The organism is Nitrobacter sp. TKz-YC02, from assembly GCF_049852135.1.
GTDB lineage: Bacteria > Pseudomonadota > Alphaproteobacteria > Rhizobiales > Xanthobacteraceae > Nitrobacter > Nitrobacter vulgaris.
Genome location: NZ_CP180728.1, coordinates 2,942,140 through 2,962,885, shown reverse-complemented (window position 1 = coordinate 2,962,885; position 20,746 = coordinate 2,942,140). Strand labels below are relative to the sequence as shown.

Below are 20,746 nucleotides of genomic sequence, written 5' to 3'. Positions count from 1 at the left end.
CGGGATGGCTTGCTTTAAGACGCGCAGGCGCCGACGAGCGCTTCGCGAGCCTGTAATACACTGAAAACACAGTTGATTTGATAGTTGTATGCAAACGGCTACGGATTTCACCACGATCACCGAGCTTGCTGGCGACGAGGTGACGCGACAGCAGGTGGCGAGCGCCTGTTATCGCTATTATTGGGCTGCGCCTTATTGCAAGGGAAAGGACGTGCTGGAGGTCGCTTGCGGCAGCGGGTTCGGGTTGGGCTACCTTGCGCAGTGCGCTCATTCAGTCCGGGCGGGGGACATCAATCCTGCGCTGGTAGAACGTGTCAGCGCTCACTATGGCGACCGCGTACCGACGCAAACCATCGATGCACAGGCACTGCCTTTCGCCGACGGTTCGCTCGACGTGGTCATTATTTTCGAGGCGCTGTACTATCTGCCGGAGCCGACCGCGTTCGTTGCGGAATGCCGCCGTGTGCTTCGTCCGGGCGGGTACGTCCTGGTGACGAATTCCAACAAGGACATGCCTGACTTCAACCCGAGCCCTTATTCACGAATCTATCATGGCGTTGTGGAACTAGGCCGGTTGTTCGATTCGGCCGGGTTCACCACGACCTTTTTCGGCTACTGGACCTATGAGGCAGCTCCGCTCTGGCAGCGCGCGCTGGTGCCGTTGAAGAAAGCGGTCGTTGCAATGAATCTGATGCCTAAGACGATGAACGGGAAGAAGTTCCTGAAGCGGATCGTGTTCGGCTCTCTTGTGCGCATGCCGATCGAGATCGGTGAGGGGATGATTGATTATGCACCGCCGGACCCAGTCCCGGCCGGTGTTCCCGATCGGCGGCACAGGGTCGTCTACTGCGCTGCCCAGCGTCTTTGAGCTTGCTTGGGGAGCGTTGCCGACCCGGCACTTGGGCGTATGCCTTGTCTATTGCGTGGTCATAGACTGCTGACTAGAACGAATCGCCGTTGCCGAGCCGTTGGCGGCCTCGATTCGGATGAGGGGAGATGCTGATGAATATGCTGGCCTCCGCGGTTGTTGCGCGACAAGTTCCATTCTTCGACTATCCTGCGTTATTCGAACAGGATCGGGCCGGTCTCACCCAAATCTTTCTCGATGTCTGCGGTCGCGGCGCCTACATCATGCAGAAGGATCTGCGGGAATTCGAGGCGGCGCTTGCGGCGTTCACCGGCGCCAAGCATGCTATCGGCGTGGCAGACGGAACGAACGCCATCCTGCTTGGGCTGCGTGCGCTTGAATTGCCGGCGGGCTCAGAGGTCATCATGGCTTCGCATACCTATGTGGCGACTGCCAATGCTGCCTACTTTGCTGGACTGGTTCCGGTACCGGTCGATTGCGGACCGGACCACATGATTGACCCGACTGCGATCCGCGAAGCTATTACGCCGAAAACGCGCGTCATCATGCCGACCCAACTCAACGGACGCTGTGCCGATATGGATGCCATCCGCGCCCTTGCGGCTGAGCACAAGCTGATCGTGGCCGAGGACGCAGCCCAAGCGCTTGGTGCGCGCTTTAATGGTACTCATGCTGGCCTGTTCGGCGCCTTCGGCACTATCAGCTTCTACCCAGCTAAGGTGCTTGGCTGCTTCGGCGATGGCGGGGCGGTCTTGACCAACGACGACAGGATCGCCGCATATGTGCGAACGGCGGCCGATCACGGCCGCAACGAGCACGGCGAATTCGTGATGTGGGGCACGAACTCGCGGCTGGATAATCTTCAAGCGGCGTTTCTCAAATATAAGCTGACCACCTACGGTGACGCCATGAAGCGTCGCCGCTGGATTGCCGCACGTTATCATGAACTCCTGAAGGAAGTCCCAGAGCTTCATCTTCCGCCCGCGCCGGACGCCGATAAGCGGCACTTCGATATCTACCAGAACTATGAGATCGAGGCCGATCGCCGGGATTCGCTAAAAGAATATCTGAAGGGGATGGGCGTCGGCTCGATCATTCAGTGGGCCGGTCAGCCGCTGCACAAGATCAAGGCTCTCGGACTGTCCTCACGGCCGCTGCAGAAGACTGACCGGATGTTCGAGCGTTGCCTCATGATTCCGCTTCATCTTGCGATGAGCGACTCAGACGTCGACCACGTGGCCAACTCGATCCGCGCATTTTATGGTCGCTAACCAGTACGGATACGCGACCGGCTTTCGGGATACGCTCGGCGCGCTCGCCGATCCCAACGCCTTTACCGGGTCGCTCGATCTCGCTCAGGTCGACAGCGCATGGGCGCTGTCGAAACTGCGCGATATGTTGCGGATTCGCGTCGCCGAGGAAGTGATCGGCGAACTTGCTCAAAGTGGCGAGGCGCGGTGCCCCTGTCATCTCGGCATTGGCCAGGAAGCCGTTGCAGTCGGCGTCTCGGCGCAACTGACGGCGGCGGATCGCATTTTCGGTGCGCACCGAAGCCATTCGCATTACCTTGCGGTCGGCGGTGGGCTTGACGAATTGTTCGGCGAAGTACTCGGCAAGGAAACCGGCTCGTCGAAGGGAATGGGCGGTTCGATGCATCTTTACGGCCCCGAGGTCGGCTTCCATGGATCGGTGCCTATTGTTGGAGCCACCATTCCGATAGCCACGGGCGCCGGACTTGCCTGCAAAATGGATGGCGCCGGTGCGATTGCCGTCAGCTATTTCGGCGATGGAGCTGCCGAAGAGGGACTGCTGCACGAATCCCTCAATATGGCTTCAATCTTGAAATTGCCTATTGTCTTTGTTTGCGAGAATAATCTGTTCTCAAGCCACCTCGATATTCATCTGCGTCAACCGCAAAACTCAGTGGCGCGTTTTGCTACCGCGCATGCGGTGCGATCTCATACGGTTGACGGCAACGATGTCGTTGCGGTGTCGCGTGCAATGGATGATCTTGCTACGCGGGCGCGGCGAGGCGAGGGTGCAGGATTTCTTGAGGCAGTCACCTATCGCTGGCGAGGGCATGTTGGGCCGAACGAGGACATCGACGTTGGCGTGCGACGTCAGCCTGGAGAATTAGCTGCTTGGAAGAAGCGCGATCCCGTGCGCCGACTGGTTGATGCATTGGTCGCGCGGGGCGCGCTGGCGGAAAATGGTGCTGCCGTTCTGACCTCAGATATCCGTGCGCAATGCGATGAGGCATTGCTCCGTGCTCGTCAGGCGTCTTATCCGCCCATCTCCAACCTGCTCGATTTTGTCTATCAGCGGGACGAACAATGAACGGACGAATGACCTATGCGGAGGGTATCCGCTCGGGCTTTGGCTATTTGTTCAAGGCATATCCAAATGTATTTGCGATCGGCCAGGGGTTGTGGAGTCCTTGGTACGTCGGGTCTTCGATGACTGATCTGGACAAGGAATTCGGTCGCGAGCGCGTAATAGACAGTCAGGTCAGTGAATTGTCCACCACCGGAGCGGCTGTCGGAGCGTCTCTGTTCGGATACCGCCCGATCGTTATTCATCCGCGCATCGATTTTATGCTTCTCGCGGTAGACCAGATTGTCAACCAGGCGGCGAAGTGGCACCACATGCTGGGTGGGCAGGTTAGCCCGTCGCTGGTGATCCGCGCCATCATCAATCGCGGTGGCGAACAGGGTGCGCAGCACAGCCAGGCGCTGCATTCGTGGTTTGCGCATATCCCTGGCCTCCGCGTAGTGATGCCGGCAACGGCGACTGATGCGCGTGATCTTCTGATCGCCGCGACGCTCTGCAACGATCCGGTTCTCTACATCGACGATCGCTGGCTTTACGATTGGGATGATGCCGAGACACCCATCGTCGAACTCGACCTGGCACGGCAGGGTCCGCGTGTGTGCCGTGAGGGGACCGATCTCACGATTGCGGCGGCGAGCTTCTCGGTTCGTCTCGCTATGCAGGCTGCCGATGAACTGGCGAAACAGAGCATTTCCGCTGAGGTCGTTGACGTTCGTGTTCTGAATCCTCTCGATCACACGCCGATTGTTGAATCGGTGCGAAAAACCGGTCGTTTGCTCGCGGTCGACGGCGGTTGGAGAACTTGCGGCTTTGCCGGTGAGTTGCTTGCGGTTGCGTCGGAGAGCCTACCGATCTCGGTCTGGAAATCCCCGCCGCGGCGGGTGACGTTGGTCGATGCGCCTGCTCCCACTTCGAAGCCGTTAGAAGACGCCTACTATACCAAGGCATGGGACGTGGTTGCGGCCGCCCGTTCCCTCCTTTGATGTGCGATCGTTGCTATGAAACGCCTTTTCGATATCGTGATTTCCGCCGTCGGATTGCTCTGCACGAGCGTAGTCCTGCTGCCCGCAATGTTTCTGATCTGGCGGCAAGATGGGTTCTCTCCGTTTTATATCGCTGCGCGCACTGGCAAGGATGACCGTCCGTTCCGGATGGTGAAGTTGCGTTCGATGATCAAGAACGCCGATAAGACAGGTGTTGATTCCACCTCAGCCGGTGACAATCGGGTCACTGCAGTTGGGCGTTTTGTCCGCAAGTACAAACTAGACGAATTGACCCAGTTGTGGAACGTTCTAAAGGGAGAGATGAGTCTCGTTGGTCCGCGGCCCAACGTGAAGCGTGAGACCGATCTCTACACGCGGGAAGAGAAAAAACTGCTCAGCGTGCGACCCGGCATCACTGATTTCGCGTCGATCGTATTTTCCGACGAGGGTGATATCCTAAACGGCAAGGCAGATCCGGACATCGCCTACAATCAGTTGATCAGGCCAGGTAAATCGAAGCTCGGTTTGTTTTATGTCGCCAACTCGAGCATCCGGTTGGACTTACAACTAATCGGGCTCACGGCTGTCGCCTCCGTCTCGCGGGCGTCCGCATTGCGAGGCGTGTCGGATATTTTGACCCGGATGGGTGCACCAACCGACCTGATCGACCTTGCCCGGCGTGACACGCCACTGGTTCCTGCGCCGCCGCCGGGCGCCACCGGGATCGTGACGACACGGGATCAGGTTGTATCTTGACGAATAGTTCGGTTGGGCGCGTCGGCAACTCGCGCCTCAAGACTCCGGTTCTCAATCTTTAGTCCCCGACCGAATTCAGGACGTCATCGGCTACCGCTGCCGATTCGTCGCTCGATTTCATCGCCAATAACGGCGAGCCACTTTCCACGCTCATGCTGCAGACGCTGCGATTCGCGCGCCGCCGCCGCACGTGCGACGGGCAGTCGCGCGAGGGTGCCAGAGATGGCTTGCTCAAACGCGTCCTGGCGAAACGGCTCTTCCAGAACGACGCCGGCACCGGAACGCTCGACGCAAGGCGCGTAGCCGCATACGCTCGAGATTATCGCGGGCGTTGCCGCCAGCAGCGCTTCACCAATTACCTGACCTGCCGCCTCAGAACGTGCGGGATGGACAAGAACGTCAGCCGCTGCAATCAGCTCGATGATATTCGACGCGTGGGGCACGATACGCACGCGTCGCTCGAGTCCCAATGCCTTGACCCGGCGTTTTAAGCGGCGGTCATCCGATCCGACGACGACCAGATACAAATCCGGCAGATGCGAAAGGGCTGCGAGGGAACGATCCACGCCTTTATTATCGAGGGCGGAACTGACCGCAATCGAAATCGCCACCGGGCTCGTGGCTGGCAATTTGAGTTGCTGGCGTATGCGAGCCGGGTCGCTACCGGCTGCGGCCATGTCGTAGCGATCGTCGTGAAGAATGAGCGGCAAAACCACACTGCGTGATGCGTCGAAGCGATAAAGGGCACCAAACTGGCAGCGCTGCTGTTCGGTGAGAAAAAAAAAGAACGGGCATGGCGATTGTTCGAAAACGCCGCGCTCGAGCGCCAGCCTGATTCGGCCACGCGGCAGCAGCGATCGAACACCGCGAACCTTAAAGGCAGCTGGATTGTCGGCCGCATAATAAAACTCGGCGCCCGGGATCCGTTCGAATGCCAGGCACGCGTCCGATCCCGCCTCGGAACAGTAGTTCATTGTTTTGCTGGCAAAGTTGCGGGCTAACGCATGATTTGTCAGCCCCCGTCTCGGCACCGTGACGATCCTGTATGGCCTGGCTTCGGATGCAGGTCGCGACGTGGTTACGATCGTCACATCGTGACCTCGTTCCGCCAGCGATCTGGCAATCGCCAAACAGTCGCGTTCTTTGCCGCCGCGACGATCGAACTGAAAGAGGGCCAGCGCAATCTTCAAAATTTCGTCTTCCTTCTAAATCGGCCGGCTGCCCATCGCAAATGCCATGAGAGTACCCACTTCCCAGCGCATAAGCCATCATATATCGGATAGTTGGAATGTTGTGAGTGTAGCGCGTTCCGGCCGATCCTCGGAAATTGGCGAGCTTCCATGAAAGAGTTCCGTGTCTGATAGCGCGCCCAGCTTGTCTCGCAATTCGGCTAATACAGGCTCTATTTATGAGGCCTACGTCACCATCGCCTGCGTTCCGGCAATCGCGATCACTTCGTTCAACGCGACTTCAGTCTGTGAAATCCTTCTCGGCGCACTTGCCGCTGCGGCGCTGTTTCTGCTGACGCGCAGACGAGTAAGTTTCGCACATGGGCCGCTAGCTCTCGGATTTGTCTGGATAGGTTACGTCGCTGCGTCCGCCATTTATTCGACCTCAGCGGGACTGCCAGGACATCACCTGGGGAGTCTGGGGAAACACCTCCCTATCGCATTGGGGCCGCTGCTAGCCATCCCGCTCAGCGCCGCCTGCGATCGTCTGCGACTGCATAGGGACACGCTCGTGACCCTGTTTCTAGGCGGCCTCGTCATCGGCGGCCTTCTCATTCTGGTGCGCAATGGGCCATTCGATATCGCCGCGCCAAAGATGTATCAGGTCGAAGAGTTTCTCGATGCCTTCAATCGCCAGGGCAGCGTTGGAAGGCTTAACCGCAATTATGCGGCGCTGACCTGCGGCCTGTCCCTTCTTGGAACGGTCGCGTTGTTTTGTCATATCATCTCTGCGGAACGTCCACGCTCATGCAAGCTCGTTATCGGTCTAGTTCTTCTAGCGATGATTTTCGTTGCACTGGAGGTGGCGCTTATCGTTCTGCCCAGCCGCACTGCGTTTATAGCGACTACCGCAGCGCTTCTGGTATTCCTTGCTTCATTCGCACGAACAAGAATTTCAAGGGGTTACAAGACCGGAAAGCCGGCGTTGGCTGCCGTTGGTCTGGTCGTCGTCATGGCTGCGGTCACGATGTATTACCTGCCGTCCGTTGCAGACCGGATGATGACGATCGCGGCATCGGACAAGTCCGGCAGCGCTATTGTCGGGCTTCTTCTTGGCGGCAACTCGGTCAGTGAAAGGCTCGAGCTCGACCTGCTAGGAAGCAATCTGATTGCTCAGAGGCCCTGGTTCGGCTGGGGCCCCGATGTATCGCAGCTTATCAGTATTTTCGCGGACAATCCGTCGATCAAACCGCTGACTCAATTCCACAACGGTTATATTCAGGACATTGTCAGCTTCGGCATTCTCGGCGGGCTGTTGAATCTCACGCTGATCGCGGTCATCTTGGTCCGGGCCATTCGCCCCAACGTCGTCGATACCGGCTCCAGGCGCCTGTCGGCGGCGTATTTTTCGATCGGGCTTGCGATGGTAACCTATCTATTGATCGCTAATTTGACGGAGAGCATTCTCTTTGTGAAGCCGGCGGCGGTGGTCTGTACATTTTTCATCATGCTAGTCTGCATGACGTCGCGCAACGCCGTATTGGATCCGCGCTAGTTTAACGAGTTGGAAAATTGCAGAAAGTTAGATCGTGGTTCATTGTCTGGAGGTCTAAATCATCTCGCCATCGCAATCGCTTTTGCAAGTAGCTTGGCTTTCTCTGCAAAATAGATTGATCCATACTTAGAGAGATGATCGGAATCGGCGTACAAAGGGAAATGCCCGTCACTGGTTCGGCAGATGCCCCCCTCGCACAGAACGTCACTTGGCCAGATCACAGAGACGTCCACCAATGACGAGAGTTTTAATGCTCCGCTCGCTAACATCGAACCGTGGTTGTTTGCTGCATCTAAACGGAAATTGCATTGAGCCGAGAGATTGAATGTGTGAAGACCAGTGCTAAGTCGTTCAACACATCGCGAAAAATCCACGCCTATTGACGGTGGAGCAGCGACAAAAATAACCTTTTTACCTGTGGTCCGAAGTTTTTGAACTGTCTGCGCAAGTTTTATCGGGTCGTAAGCAGTCGATAAAACGACATACTTGATGCTGCTTATTCTGCGGAGATATTCGAACACAGATTGGTTAAACGAAGAACAACCAGCGTCTGGCAATGAATCAAATGTTGGCTCACAAGTGCTGCGTGTCAATTGAATAATGCCATATCCTTGGTCATGCGCGGCAAGGCCATCTACTAGGTGCATCGCGAAGCTATCCCCCCAAACGGCGATTTTTGGCTCTTCTGCGTCCTGACACTCGCGCCGGATTGCAAAAGGTTTTCCGTTCTGGTCGCATGGTCTTCCGAAGCCTTCGTTTGGCTTGCGAAGCACAGCCCAACTGGTTTGGCCTCGATCAAGGTACGATGCTGAAATTGCGATTGTAATCGCGATCCCGGCAGCGGTCGTACCTATGATCGGCCAATTCGGCTGAAGATTGGACCGGTGTATTGGGCGTTCGATGCACAGGTAGAGAAGTACAGCCAACAAGATCGATGCGATGACGCAAGAAATGCGAACTGAGAAAGGAAGTTGTCCAAAATACACTTGATGAGCCAACGAGAAGATCGGCCAATGCACCAAATAGAGAGAATACGAGATGTCCCCTAGCTTAGAGAAAATGAGAGCGATCGGGCCGCCATTCAGGACTGCTGGCCTTGTCTGGATGATGATCGCAGTCGCGATGCAGACAATCAGCGCGTCTGTCCTGGGGTGAATTTTATCTACGCTCCAAACTGCGATAAGAGCGAGAATGAGAACCGATGAATGGCTCAGAATGCGGCGCGCCAGATTGTTAGAGGGGACGATCGAGACTAAAGCTGCCAGTGCCCCTATAGATATTTCCCATGATCTCGTTGGGAGCATAAAGAAAGCGAAGCTTGGTTTGCTTCTTGCGAAAGCGAAGCAAAGAACAAGGCTAATGACCAACAGCGCGGCAATAACGCGGACGCGCAGATTTTTTGGGGTGACCCAGAGTATGAGCGGCGCGAGAAAATAATACTGCTCTTCAACAGCTAGAGACCAAATGTGCAGAAGCGGTTTTAGGGCAGCATTCGTGTCGAAGTAATTGATCTGCCCAGCCAGTACGAAATTTGCCGTGAACGTTACGGCGCCGATCAACTGTTGAAGATATGAGAAGAGTTCGGTGCTGGTTGCGAGATAGACCATTGCCAGAGTGGTAAGGGCAAAAGTCGCGTAAGCCGCCGGGAGGAGGCGCTTGGCTCGTCTCCAATAGAATTCGGCAAAAGAAAATTGCTTTGCGTCAAGCTGCCTGCAAATTAGATCCGTGATCAAATATCCAGAGATCACAAAAAACACATCGACTCCCAGGTATCCGCCTGAGATGCCCATTTCGGCATGGAATAGTACCACGATCGAGACGGCTATGCCCCGGAGAGCTTGAATATCTATTCGCATGATCTGGCTTAAAGCACAGATCGAATCGTCAGCACAGCCAACCACGGACCAATCCAATGCTCATACCGAAGCCTATGGTGAGGTTCGCTTAGCCGGATGCTGGGAAGGTGAATTCGACAACAAGGGAACCGTTGCTGATATCGGTCTGTTTGCGAGACAAGCCGCTACGGGCGTTTCCGCCGCTTAGTACCGCCGGCGCGGTTCAAGGTCCTCACATCTCGTCAGCGTGCGACACGAATCAAACTATTCGCGCTTGAAGGCTTGAGCACCTGTCCTGTCGAACTCTACCGCCATCGCCGAGATCAGCGGCTTCATGAAGAACGCATCGTTTGCAGGCTTGATATCGGTGCGCAGGCCGTAGGCTTTCAGTTCCTCCGACACCACGGGCCCGACCGACGCGATCTTGGTGCGGTCGAGCCCGGCGCGCAAGCGGTCCTCGCACCCATGGACTCGCGCGACCTCCACCAGCCGGCGAACCTGTCCGGAGCTCGTCAGTGCAACGGCATCAACCCGGCCGTCGGCCATTTCTCCGATCGCTTCGACGATGTTGGCCTCAGCCGCGCTCGCATCGTAGATGTATGGTACCACCGGATCGATACTTGCACCCTGGGCTTTGATTTTTCCAAGCAGGGCGCTGTGGTCGCGATCTGGATAAAGCTGCAGGCCGACGCGATGGCCGTCGAGATCGAACCGCGCCAGCATCTCGGCGATGCCTTCGGAGGTCGGCTTGTCGGTGGTGATCGTCGCCTCCAGTCCGATTTCGCGCAACGCCTTGCCCGGCTTCGGGCCGCGCGCGAACGTGCGGGCTTGACCGACGGCCGTGATAAATTCCTGATCGAGGCCGATCTGCCGCGAAGCTTTGACGAGGCGCCTCAACCCTTCGCCGGTCGTCAGCACCAGATCGTCATGCGGGGTCCGGATGCAGTGTCTGATCCAGTCATCGACCTGCGAGGGGTCTGGCGCGTCGCGAATGGTGAACATCGGGCATTGCAACACTTCGGCGCCTTGCTCCGCCAGTAAGCGGGCAAATTGCGCTTCTTCGCGCGCTTCGAGGATCAAGATACGGAAACCAGATAGCCTGTCAGTCATGGTCACCCAGGAGGTCAGGTGTTGATCGCTTTACCGTATTGATTGTCTCTCTGGCAGGATGAGTGGCGCAAGGTCAATGTGGGTGATAGAGCAAGGGTGTCTGTTCGAGTTTCATCGCTATCGTCCGGTCCCATGCCCCACCATCAATTCGTGCTGACGCTCTCCTGCCCCGACCGGCCCGGGATCGTATCCGCAGTGTCCACGTTTCTGGCTCACAACGGCCAGAACATCATTGATGCCCAGCAGTTCGACGATGCCGAGACCGGCCGCTTCTTCATGCGAGTGGTGTTCAATGCCGCCGATCTCGCCGTGCGGCTTCCGGCGCTCCAAACCGGGTTCGATGCGATCGCCGAGCGTTTCCACATGACCTGGCAGTTGCGCGATCGCGCCGAACTCCGCAAGGTTATGCTGCTGGTGTCGAAGTCCGATCATTGTCTGGTCGATATTCTCTATCGCTGGCGCACCGGCGAATTGAAGATGATTCCGACTGCGATCGTCTCTAATCATCGACGCGAGACCTATGCGCATCTCGATTTCGGCGAAATACCGTTTCACTATTTTCCGGTGACAAACAAGGCGTCGCAAGAAGCCGAGGTTCTGAAGCTGGTGGCGGAAACCGGCACCGATCTGGTGGTGCTAGCGCGCTACATGCAAATTCTGTCGAACGACATGAGCGCCAAGCTCTCCGGTCGATGCATCAATATCCATCATTCATTTCTGCCCGGGTTCAAGGGCGCAAAAGCCTATCACCAGGCCCATGAGCGCGGCGTCAAGCTGATCGGCGCAACCGCGCATTATGTCACCAGCGATCTCGACGAGGGTCCGATCATCGATCAGGACGTCGAGCGCATCAGCCATCGCGATACGCCCGATACGCTGGTCCGCAAGGGGCGCGATATCGAGCGACGAGTGCTGGCGCGGGCGATCCGGCATCACCTGGATGACCGCGTGATCCTAAACGGCCGCAAGACCGTGGTGTTCATGGATTGAGTCGCCCCCCGTTGCCGGGGTTCATTTGGCCGGAGCCATCGCATGATTGTCGGCCGATTGGGTGTCGGAATCTTTCGCCTTCGGTTCTAGGCGCTCGCGTTCGCGCTGCTTCATCATCTCGTCGTATTTCGCGGTCCCCGGCCGCGGCGGTGCGTCCGCGGGAAGTCCGCCCGCCCAGTGCGGGATCGCGTCGCCCATTCCGGCCGATAGATGCGAATTGATACTGCCACATCCCGCAAGGCTGCATACGGTCGCCAGAACGCAAAGCAGGATCTGGATTTGGCGCGTGAGGGAGCTCATGGAGGCTGATTATTATTCCGATGTGGAAATTGCGAGGCAGCGCCGGTTGCCGCATTTCGTTGACGTACGGAGTTTAAGGCGGCTGGCTGTCCCAAACAACGATCGTCTCGCCGCCTGTCAGGCGTCATGCACCTCGAACGAGTTCTTATGCTTCGCCCCGGCCGATGCCGGTGTAGGCAAAACCAAGCTCCTCCAACTCGGTTGGGCGGTAAACGTTGCGCAGATCGACCACGATGGGCTGCGTCATGATGCGTTTCAGGCGCGGCAGGTCGAGAGCGCGGAACTGGACCCATTCTGTCACGATCACCAGTGCGTCGGCACCTTCCGCGCATGAATAAGGGTCGTCGCAATAATCGATATCGGGAAGCTCGCGTCGCGCCTCCTTCATGCTGGCGGGGTCGAAGGCGCGGACTTTCGCCCCCATATCGCACAGGCCTGTAATCAGCGGAATTGACGGCGCGTCGCGCATGTCGTCGGTATCCGGCTTGAACGCCAGTCCCAGCACCGCGATGGTTTTGTTCCGGAGATTGTCGCCGAGCGCTTGTGCCACCTTGCGCGCCATTGCGCGCTTGCGGTTATCGTTGACCGTGACAACCGATTCCACAATGCGAAGCTGGGTGTCGTGGTCTTCCGCGATCTTGACCAGCGCGCGCGTGTCCTTGGGAAAACACGAACCGCCATAGCCCGGGCCGGCGTGCAGAAACTTTGTGCCGATGCGATTGTCGAGACCTATTCCGCGCGCGACCTCCTGGACATCGGCGCCGACCTTTTCTGACAGGTCCGCGATTTCGTTGATGAATGTGATCTTGGTCGCGAGAAATGCGTTGGCCGCGTATTTGATCAGTTCGGCGGTGCGACGCGCGGTAAACATCAACGGCGCCTGATTGAGCGACAGCGGCCGGTAGATGTCGCCGAGCACCTTGCGCCCGCGCTCGTCGGTTGTTCCGATCACAATGCGATCAGGAAATTTAAAATCGCGGATCGCTGCGCCTTCGCGCAGGAATTCGGGGTTGGACGCTACCACCACATCTGCCGACGGGTTGGCCTCAAAGATCAGCCGTTCCACTTCATCGCCGGTGCCGACCGGCACGGTCGATTTGGTAACCACCACGGTGAAATCGCGGATCGCCGCCGCGATCTCGCGCGTCGCGGCATAGACGTAGCTGAGGTCGGCATGACCATCGCCTCTTCGCGAGGGGGTGCCGACGGCGATGAACACCGCATCGGCCTCCGCCACCGGGCCGGCGAGATCGGTAGTGAAATCGAGCCGTGAAGCCTTGACGTTGGTCGCGACCAGCTCCTCAAGGCCGGGTTCGAAGATCGGAATTTCGCCGCGGCAAAGAGCGGCGATCTTGACCGCATCCTTATCGACGCAGGTTACCTGATGCCCGAAATCGGCAAAGCAGGCTCCAGACACCAGGCCAACATAGCCCGTGCCGATCATGGCGATGCGCATCGTTCTAACCTATCGCAGGAGGGGCGGGGGGATGGTAATCAGCGCCTCATATAGCGTTTTCGAGCGAAGTCGATAACCGGTTCGCATGACGAAAACGCGTCAAGAGGCATCTGACCTTCACAAGGGTTGAAGCGGGTTAGGCTCCTGGCCGTTTTTCTGGGTTTCAATTGTGGGCAGATGATGATAGGAAAATGGCTTCACGTCCTTCTGCCCATTAATCTGGCCCCATTCACGCTACAATGACGAACGAGGAATTGCTGAGCCAGATTTCCGGCTATTGCCGCCGCGCCGGCATGGCCGAATCGACCTTCGGCCGGCGCGCCGTCAATGACGGTAAGCTCGTGCACCGGCTGCGCGAGGGCAAGCGCATCACCATCGACACCCTGAACCGGATCGAGGCCTATATCGTCTCCGGTTCCCCGGATGGGACGGTGCGGGTCCGCAAACCGGAGCCGATCGAGCGGCGCGATCCGCGCGCCAACTTCCGCTTTTTTGAGAACCGGCAAAAGTATCTGCTTTTCGTCCATACCTGCAGCGAAAAGCGGGTGATCGCCGATCGGGTCGCGCTGGAGTTCGGCAGCATTCATCCGCGGCCGCCGGCGCTGCGGGTTTTTGATGCGGGGGTCGGCGACGGCACCGTCCTGGCGCGGGTGATGCGGTCGATGCATGGCCGGTTTCCCCACATGCCGTTCTACATCGCAGGTAAGGAGCTCAGCCTCGAAGACATCAAGCTGACGCTGGACAAGTTGCCGGATCGTCTGTTTGAGCATCCTGCGACGGTTATGGTGCTGACCAACATGAATTACGCGGAAGCGCCTTGGTTGGCGCCCCGGTCGTCCCAGGCTGCGGCCAGCATGGTATGGCGCGAGGTGCCGCTGCGGGGGGCATCCTCCGGCGAGTTCGAGGTTCAAATCCGCGACCTGTGGCCTTTTCTGGAGGAGAACTGGAGGGCGAGCGTCAGCCCGGTCACGGGGATGCCGGTTTACGAGCGCCCGGTGGTGCTGGTCATTTATCGCGAGGATCACCAGTTCCTGCTGGATTCCGCGATTCCACGGGCCGGGCGGGTCGAAGCCAACTTTGATCTGGTGATCGCCTCGCAGCCGTACCGAGCTCGGTCTTCCCTCAATTTCAAGGCTAGAAGAATAATCGCTCCGCTGGCGCGGAGCTTGCGATCTGGAGGGCGCTTGATAGGAATACATTCTCACGGACAAGATCCTGGACTGGAGATCGTCCAGACCGTCTGGCCAGGAGAAAACCCTTTCGCCGTGAGCCGTCATGAGCTATTGCGCGCCGTGAAGTATGAGCTCGGTTCGGTGGGGCGCGACCTCAATTTCAACGCATACGCCGACCATCGTTCGATTTTTCGCTATGATATGGAAGCGCTGCCCAATGAGGTCACCGGGTCCATCGGGACTTCGACTTTGTTCGCGGCGTGGAATGCGGCGGTTTACGTCGCCCAAGTCGAAGATGACCGGTTGACGGAAATGACCCAAAGCGGCCGCTATCTCGACGCTACCAGAGAGGTTTTGCGCAAACACAACGGTCTCTGGTTCTACGATGAATCCTACGTCATCTCGCGTCGCCGGGACTGACATTTCAGACAACAGCACGAAAGGACCGCCACCTCTGGCGGACGAAAGGTCGATTGATGCGCGGATCCTATTTATTCACGAGCGAGTCGGTTTCGGAAGGACATCCCGACAAGGTGTGCGACCGGATCTCCGATGAGATCGTCGATCTCTTTTTCAGCGAAGGCCCAAAAGCCGGCATCGACCCATGGGCGATCCGCGCCGCTTGCGAGACCCTTGCCACCACCAACAAGGTGGTGATCGCCGGCGAAACCCGCGGGCCGAAATCCGTCACCAAGGACAAGATTGAGAGCGTCGTGCGCGCCGCGATCAAGGACATCGGCTACGAGCAGGATGGCTTTCACTGGAAGAATGCCAATATCGAGATCCTGCTGCATCCGCAGTCGGCGGACATCGCGCAGGGCGTCGACGCCTTGCAGCCCGGAGCCAACAAGGAAGAGGGCGCCGGCGACCAGGGCATCATGTTCGGCTACGCCTGCAACGAGACGCCGGACCTGATGCCGGCGCCGATTTTCTACGCTCACAAGATCCTGCGGCTGATTTCTGAGGCTCGCCACTCCGGCAAGGAAAAGGTGCTGGGACCGGACTCCAAGAGCCAGGTCACGGTGCAATATGAAAACGGCAAGCCGGTCGGCGTGCGTGAGATCGTGGTGTCGCATCAGCATCTCGTCGAGGACATGAGCTCCGATCAGGTCCGCGAGCGTGTCGAGCCCTATGTGCGCGAGGCGTTGCCGAAGGGATGGATCACCGACAAGACCATCTGGCACATCAATCCCACCGGCAAGTTCTTCATCGGCGGCCCCGACGGCGACGCCGGCCTGACCGGCCGGAAGATCATTGTCGATACCTACGGCGGCGCGGCGCCGCATGGCGGCGGCGCGTTCTCCGGCAAGGATCCGACCAAGGTCGACCGCTCGGCGGCCTATGCCGCGCGCTACCTTGCCAAGAACATCGTCGCGGCCGGTCTTGCCGATCGCTGCACATTGCAGCTCGCCTATGCCATCGGCGTGGCGCGGCCGCTCTCGATCTATATTGATACCCACGGCACCGGAAAGGCTCCGGAAGACACGCTTGAGCGGATCGTCTCCGAGGCGATGGATCTCACGCCGCGCGGTATCCGCAAGCATCTCGACCTAAACCGGCCGATTTATGCGCGTACCTCGTCTTACGGTCATTTCGGCCGCACGCCGGACAACGAGGGCGGATTCTCCTGGGAGAAGACCGATCTTGCCGAGGTGATCAAGCGCGCTGTGTGATGTTTCCCTCTCCGTTGCGGAAGAGAGCGCTTCACTCGTTAATCTCGTGAGATATCAGGGAATACCATAACACCATGACCCAATCTGCCACCGCCAAGCAGCCCGCCGGTTTCACAGACTACATCGTCGCCGACATTGGCCTTGCCGATTTCGGCCGCAAGGAAATCTCGCTGGCCGAGACCGAGATGCCGGGCCTGATGGCGACGCGCGAGGAATACGGCCCCAAACAGCCGTTGAAGGGCGCGCGCATCGCGGGCTCCCTGCACATGACGATTCAGACCGCCGTGCTGATCGAAACCCTGAAAGCGCTCGGCGCCGATATCCGCTGGGTGTCCTGCAACATCTATTCGACGCAGGATCACGCCGCCGCCGCGATCGCCGCCGCCGGCATTCCGGTGTTTGCTGTCAAAGGCGAGACGCTGAAGGACTACTGGGACTACACCGCGAAGCTGTTCGACTGGCACGGCGGTGGTCACCCCAACATGATCCTCGATGATGGCGGCGACGCGACGCTGCTGATCCACCTCGGCGTGCGCGCGGAGACGGGCGACACCGCGTTTCTCGACAAGCCGGGCGCTGAGGAAGAGGAAGTGTTGTTCGCGCTGATCAAACGCCTGCTGAAAGACAAGCCGAAAGGCTGGTTCGGCGCGGTGGCCAAATCCATCCAGGGCGTCTCGGAGGAGACCACCACCGGTGTGCATCGACTTTACGAGATGCAGAAGAACGGCACGCTGCTGTGGCCCGCGATCAACGTCAACGACAGCGTCACCAAGTCCAAGTTCGACAATCTCTACGGCTGCCGCGAGTCGCTGGTCGACGGCATCCGCCGGGGCACCGATGTGATGATGAGCGGCAAGGTCGCCATGGTCGCGGGCTTCGGCGACGTCGGCAAGGGCTCGGCCGCCTCGCTGCGTCAGGCCGGCTGCCGCGTCATGGTCTCCGAGATCGATCCGATCTGCGCACTGCAAGCGGCGATGGAGGGCTATGAGGTCGTGACCATGGAAGATGCCGCGCCGCGCGCCGACATCTTCGTCACCGCCACCGGCAACAAGGATATCATCACCATCGAGCACATGCGCGCGATGAAGGATCGCGCCATCGTCTGCAACATCGGGCACTTCGACAACGAGATCCAGGTCGGCGCGTTGAAGAACCTGAAGTGGGACAACATCAAGCCGCAGGTCGACGAGATCACCTTCGCGGACGGCAAGCGCATGATCCTGTTGTCGGAAGGCCGTCTGGTGAACCTCGGCAATGCCATGGGGCATCCGTCGTTCGTGATGTCGGCCTCCTTCACCAACCAGACGCTGGCGCAGATCGAACTGTTCGCGGGCAACAAGAACGGCAAGTACAAGAAGGAAGTCTACGTGCTGCCGAAGTCGCTGGATGAGAAGGTGGCGCGGCTGCATCTGAACAAGATCGGCGTCAGGCTCACCGAATTGCGCAAGGACCAGGCCGATTACATCGGCGTCAAGGTCGAAGGTCCGTTCAAGAGCGATCATTACCGGTATTGAGCATGATCTCGAAAAGTGGGCACCGGTTTTCGGATGAGATCATGCTCGCTTGAAGGCTCACGCGCTACGAAACGTAAAAAGCCCCGGAGCGATCCGGGGCTTTTTAGATTCTGTCAATTGTGAGCGGTGGTCGGACGTCACCGGTTCAAGTGGTCCGGCCGTTGCTCCTTTGCGAAGCAAGGAAATCCGACAGCTTGGCCGCTTGTTTGGGCGCTGCCTTCTTGGCCCGGGGAGGCGCTTTCACCGGCTTCGGCTGCGTCGCCTCTTCGGCTTCCTTCGCAAGCCGCAGGGCGCGCAGGCGCTCCATGTTCTTGCGGACCGCGACATCGCGGGCTTCAATATCGGCGCGGGCTTTGGCACCCTCGACGGCTGCTGTACGCATCCGTTCGTTACGGGCCAGTTGTGCTGGACTCGGCGGAGACTTTGTCATGGAACTTATATAGGCACGGTTTGCCGGAATGCCAGGGCGGGGCCGGGATTTGCCTTCTCCGCCGAAAAATGCCATAGCTACGGTATTCGATTGCCGGCATTGGTTTTGTTAGAGCGCCGCAAGTCTTCTGTAAAAAGACAAGGCTCCTTTCCAAAGACATCGCTGAGATTGGATGGGTTCGCGCAATCGTGCGCGAAAACGCGCATGTGCGCGCTTTGGAATAGAGGACGACTCCGATGACGACAGGTACAGTGAAGTGGTTTAACGGCCAGAAGGGTTTTGGCTTCATCCAGCCGAGCGATGGTGGCAACGACGTGTTCGTGCATATCAGCGCGGTGGAGCGTGCGGGCCTCTCCGGCCTCAACGAGGGCCAGAAGGTCAACTTCGAGCTGAAGACCGACAAGATGCGCGGCAAGGTCAGCGCGGAAAACCTCTCGCTCGCATAAACAGATCATGGTCGCGCTGGCTGTCATCCCTTTGTGATGATGGCCGTGCATCATGCAGGGAATTCGAAAGCGCCGCGACCCGCGAACAACCCCCAGCGCGCTTTCGGGTTTTACGTTTCGTTTCACGGATGAACTGAAACGGACGTTAGGCCTCGTCAGCGATGACGGGGCTTTTTTGTTGCGCCGGCATGTCCGGCAACACGGCGCATGTTCGCGGCCCCGGAACCCAGCCTCAGGCCCTGCGTTTTCCATTCGATCCCGCCCCAAGCATTCCCGCGAGGCCCCGATGGAACATCTGCAATATCCGAACGAGAGCGAGGGCTATCGAATCGCGCGCAACCGGTTGTTGGAGGAGGAGATCAAGCTGCGCGCGCAGATCGAGGCGGTCGCGGCGCGGCGTCGCGCGCTGCCGTTGGGTGGCGAGGTGCCGTGGGATTATGTGTTCGAGCGCATCGGCGGCAATCTCATGCCGCAGAAGGTGAGGATGTCCGAGCTGTTCGGGCCGCACGACACGATGATCCTCTACAGCTTCATGTACGGCCCCGAGCGCGACTCCCCGTGCTCCGGTTGCACGCATCTTCTCGATGGCATCGACGGCGCGGCGCGGCACCTCACCCAGCGCGCCGCGTTTCACGTCGTCGCCAAATCGCCGATCGCGCGGCTCACCGCGTTCGCGCGCCAGCGCGGCTGGCAGCACATGTCGCTGCTCTCGACCGCGGGCAACTGTTACGACGGAGACTATTTTGGCGACACCACCAAGTTGTCAAAAGCCATGCGGTTTCAGCACAGGGTGCCGGTGGGCAAGAACTGGGACGAGACGATCTTCAACGTGTTCAAGAAGCGCAACGGAAAGATCCATCACTTCTGGGGCTCGGAGATGGCCTTCGCGCGCCCCGCGCCGGGTCAGCATCACCGCGCCGGCGACATGGCCGATCCCTTGTGGAATCTGCTCGACATGACGCCAGACGGGCGAGGGGAGACGTGGTTTCCGGAGGTGGAGTATTAGGCTTTGTCATTTCGGACGTCTTGCAACGCAAGCGGATTGGAGCGTTGGAATTCCAGCCACTCGCCTAATAGGCGGAATCGTATTGATCAATCTCAGGGCCGTCTTCCTGTTCTTCGTCGAATTCATAAAGGGCGGCGATTGAATCGATTCCTTGATATACGAATTCAGCTTTTGTTCGGTCGGACGATTTCCCTTTTTTCAATGAACTCTCGATCTTTTCCTTCCGATTGAAAACGCGCCGGTCGAGGTTTATTTTTTTCGCATCGAAAATCTCGTCACGAAGAAATGCGACGTTTTCATCTAGTGCGGATGCGAGTAGGGGGGGTGCCTGGCAAGCGATAATAATTTTGGATCGTTGGTCCAATTGCGACGAACAGATTCATACAACAAAAGCCAATCTTCGCCAAAAGCTCCGTGACCACGTATGCGTCCTCGCCAATCCCAGCGAGATAGAGGAAAGTTGAGTAGGCTTCGCTCTCTAAGAAGACCAAAAATCGAAAGGACTATTGAGCCGGGAAAAATTCCATCAGCAGGCACGTCCTCTTTGTTCAGTTTTATATTTAGAACGCCTGCGGCTATGAGGCACCACGCCACTTCAAAATGATGGCCCTGGGGAAGATGAAGTTTTAAAATCGATAGTATCCAACGTCGAACGCCTAATTTTATTTCGTCATTTGTGCAATGGGTCTGATTGTTGATCAGAAAGCTAACAACGTAATTGACGCAGATTGGAAAATCCCTTGCGAGACGAAAAAGTGCGTCAAGGATGGCTCCAAGAGTTCCGTCGAGAATTTTCGCGCGGCTTAATCGTCTACAAGCCCATTGGGCAGGTGTAGCAATGTTAGTCTCATGGCATGAGTTAAGTGCCAAATCGACGATGTAATCAATCTCGCGAAGTTGCTTTTGTGAATCTACCTGCGAGAGCGGAGTTGTTTCAAATTCCAGTTTCCATTTCTCTCGGAAGAGAAGTGGTGAGGTCGTGATTTTTGTTTTTTCATCATTTAGTTGTAAATTATACTTCCAAAGGGCTTGTCTAAGAGCGCGTAGCGCCTGTTTTGCGTCAGATTCTGAGTCAAAGCCTATCGAAATATCGTCCAAAAGACGGAAGGCATTTCCTCGTTTGAGAAACGAAGCTAAATCCGGCATTAATAT

20 protein-coding genes are annotated in these 20,746 nt (G+C 57.9%); 13 read left to right on the top strand and 7 right to left on the bottom strand.

What is annotated here, in order from left to right:
- Positions 1 to 88 precede the first annotated feature (88 nt).
- The 5 genes from ACM561_RS14215 (at position 89) to ACM561_RS14195 (ending at position 4,938) form a co-directional block, all read left to right on the top strand.
- The gene (locus ACM561_RS14215; RefSeq protein WP_425905825.1) at positions 89 to 868 is read left to right on the top strand and encodes a class I SAM-dependent methyltransferase; all 780 of its coding nucleotides are present in this window, start codon (positions 89 to 91) and stop codon (positions 866 to 868) included.
- 134 nt (positions 869 to 1,002) lie between these two features.
- Entirely contained in the window at positions 1,003 to 2,139 is a 1,137-nt protein-coding gene (locus ACM561_RS14210; RefSeq protein WP_425905824.1) for a DegT/DnrJ/EryC1/StrS family aminotransferase, read from the top strand.
- A complete protein-coding gene (locus tag ACM561_RS14205) occupies positions 2,129 to 3,205 on the top strand; it encodes a thiamine pyrophosphate-dependent dehydrogenase E1 component subunit alpha (protein WP_425905822.1) in 1,077 nt (358 codons plus the stop codon). Before ACM561_RS14210 ends, ACM561_RS14205 begins: the two co-directional genes overlap by 11 nt.
- Positions 3,202 to 4,182 (top strand): alpha-ketoacid dehydrogenase subunit beta, encoded by a 981-nt coding sequence (locus ACM561_RS14200; RefSeq protein WP_425905821.1) that lies wholly within the window; start codon positions 3,202 to 3,204, stop codon positions 4,180 to 4,182. The genes ACM561_RS14205 and ACM561_RS14200 overlap by 4 nt, the downstream gene beginning before the upstream one ends.
- A gap of 15 nt (positions 4,183 to 4,197) precedes the next feature.
- On the top strand, positions 4,198 to 4,938 hold the full coding sequence (locus ACM561_RS14195; protein WP_425905819.1) for a sugar transferase: 741 nt from the start codon (positions 4,198 to 4,200) through the stop codon (positions 4,936 to 4,938).
- An 83-nt stretch (positions 4,939 to 5,021) separates the two neighbouring features.
- On the opposite strand, the gene ACM561_RS14190 is transcribed toward ACM561_RS14195, so the two are convergent.
- Positions 5,022 to 6,128 (bottom strand): glycosyltransferase family 4 protein, encoded by a 1,107-nt coding sequence (locus tag ACM561_RS14190; protein ID WP_425905817.1) that lies wholly within the window; start codon positions 6,126 to 6,128, stop codon positions 5,022 to 5,024.
- Positions 6,129 to 6,291: 163 nt separating this feature from the next.
- Here ACM561_RS14190 and ACM561_RS14185 point away from each other — a divergent pair, with 163 nt between their 5' ends.
- Complete coding sequence (locus ACM561_RS14185) at positions 6,292 to 7,662, top strand: O-antigen ligase family protein (protein ID WP_425905816.1); 1,371 nt, start codon at positions 6,292 to 6,294, stop codon at positions 7,660 to 7,662.
- Positions 7,663 to 7,721: 59 nt separating this feature from the next.
- On the opposite strand, the gene ACM561_RS14180 is transcribed toward ACM561_RS14185, so the two are convergent.
- The gene (locus ACM561_RS14180) at positions 7,722 to 9,518 is read right to left on the bottom strand and encodes an acyltransferase family protein (RefSeq protein ID WP_425905814.1); all 1,797 of its coding nucleotides are present in this window, start codon (positions 9,516 to 9,518) and stop codon (positions 7,722 to 7,724) included.
- On the opposite strand from ACM561_RS14180, the gene ACM561_RS14175 reads away from it, so the two are divergent.
- A complete protein-coding gene (locus ACM561_RS14175) occupies positions 9,517 to 9,705 on the top strand; it encodes a hypothetical protein (protein ID WP_425905812.1) in 189 nt (62 codons plus the stop codon). The two genes, ACM561_RS14180 and ACM561_RS14175, sit on opposite strands and share 2 nt — an antisense overlap.
- 56 nt (positions 9,706 to 9,761) lie before the next feature.
- On the opposite strand, the gene ACM561_RS14170 is transcribed toward ACM561_RS14175, so the two are convergent.
- Positions 9,762 to 10,607, bottom strand: coding sequence for a uroporphyrinogen-III synthase (locus tag ACM561_RS14170; RefSeq protein WP_425905810.1), 846 nt, complete (start codon positions 10,605 to 10,607; stop codon positions 9,762 to 9,764).
- A 132-nt stretch (positions 10,608 to 10,739) separates the two neighbouring features.
- Between ACM561_RS14170 and purU the strand changes: the two genes are divergently transcribed.
- On the top strand, positions 10,740 to 11,597 hold the full coding sequence (gene purU, locus ACM561_RS14165; protein ID WP_425909759.1) for a formyltetrahydrofolate deformylase: 858 nt from the start codon (positions 10,740 to 10,742) through the stop codon (positions 11,595 to 11,597).
- A gap of 21 nt (positions 11,598 to 11,618) precedes the next feature.
- Here purU and ACM561_RS14160 read toward each other — a convergent pair whose 3' ends face one another.
- Both ACM561_RS14160 and ACM561_RS14155 read right to left on the bottom strand, forming a co-directional pair.
- Positions 11,619 to 11,897 (bottom strand): hypothetical protein, encoded by a 279-nt coding sequence (locus tag ACM561_RS14160; protein ID WP_425905809.1) that lies wholly within the window; start codon positions 11,895 to 11,897, stop codon positions 11,619 to 11,621.
- Positions 11,898 to 12,042: 145 nt separating this feature from the next.
- Positions 12,043 to 13,353, bottom strand: coding sequence for a UDP-glucose dehydrogenase family protein (locus tag ACM561_RS14155; RefSeq protein WP_425905807.1), 1,311 nt, complete (start codon positions 13,351 to 13,353; stop codon positions 12,043 to 12,045).
- Between the two features lie 239 nt (positions 13,354 to 13,592).
- On the opposite strand from ACM561_RS14155, the gene ACM561_RS14150 reads away from it, so the two are divergent.
- From ACM561_RS14150 to ahcY, 3 genes are all read left to right on the top strand, one after another.
- A complete protein-coding gene (locus ACM561_RS14150) occupies positions 13,593 to 14,945 on the top strand; it encodes a hypothetical protein (RefSeq protein WP_309774483.1) in 1,353 nt (450 codons plus the stop codon).
- Between the two features lie 56 nt (positions 14,946 to 15,001).
- A complete protein-coding gene (gene metK / locus ACM561_RS14145) occupies positions 15,002 to 16,198 on the top strand; it encodes a methionine adenosyltransferase (protein WP_425905805.1) in 1,197 nt (398 codons plus the stop codon).
- A gap of 74 nt (positions 16,199 to 16,272) precedes the next feature.
- Complete coding sequence (ahcY, locus tag ACM561_RS14140; RefSeq protein WP_425905804.1) at positions 16,273 to 17,712, top strand: adenosylhomocysteinase; 1,440 nt, start codon at positions 16,273 to 16,275, stop codon at positions 17,710 to 17,712.
- Positions 17,713 to 17,857: 145 nt separating this feature from the next.
- On the opposite strand, the gene ACM561_RS14135 is transcribed toward ahcY, so the two are convergent.
- Positions 17,858 to 18,142, bottom strand: a complete 285-nt coding sequence (locus tag ACM561_RS14135) for a hypothetical protein (protein WP_425905803.1) — start codon at positions 18,140 to 18,142, stop codon at positions 17,858 to 17,860.
- A 236-nt stretch (positions 18,143 to 18,378) separates the two neighbouring features.
- Between ACM561_RS14135 and ACM561_RS14130 the strand changes: the two genes are divergently transcribed.
- Together ACM561_RS14130 and ACM561_RS14125 are read left to right on the top strand one after the other, a co-directional pair.
- Positions 18,379 to 18,588 carry a cold-shock protein gene (locus ACM561_RS14130; protein ID WP_079447398.1) on the top strand — a complete coding sequence of 70 codons (210 nt, stop codon included), beginning with the start codon at positions 18,379 to 18,381 and terminating at the stop codon, positions 18,586 to 18,588.
- 286 nt (positions 18,589 to 18,874) lie between these two features.
- Positions 18,875 to 19,594: a DUF899 family protein gene (locus ACM561_RS14125; protein WP_425905802.1), complete on the top strand. Its 720-nt coding sequence runs from the start codon at positions 18,875 to 18,877 to the stop codon at positions 19,592 to 19,594.
- A 300-nt stretch (positions 19,595 to 19,894) separates the two neighbouring features.
- Here the strand turns inward: ACM561_RS14125 and ACM561_RS14120 are convergent, their stop codons facing one another.
- On the bottom strand, positions 19,895 to 20,740 hold the full coding sequence (locus ACM561_RS14120; protein WP_425905800.1) for an RNA-directed DNA polymerase: 846 nt from the start codon (positions 20,738 to 20,740) through the stop codon (positions 19,895 to 19,897).
- Positions 20,741 to 20,746: the final 6 nt, after the last annotated feature.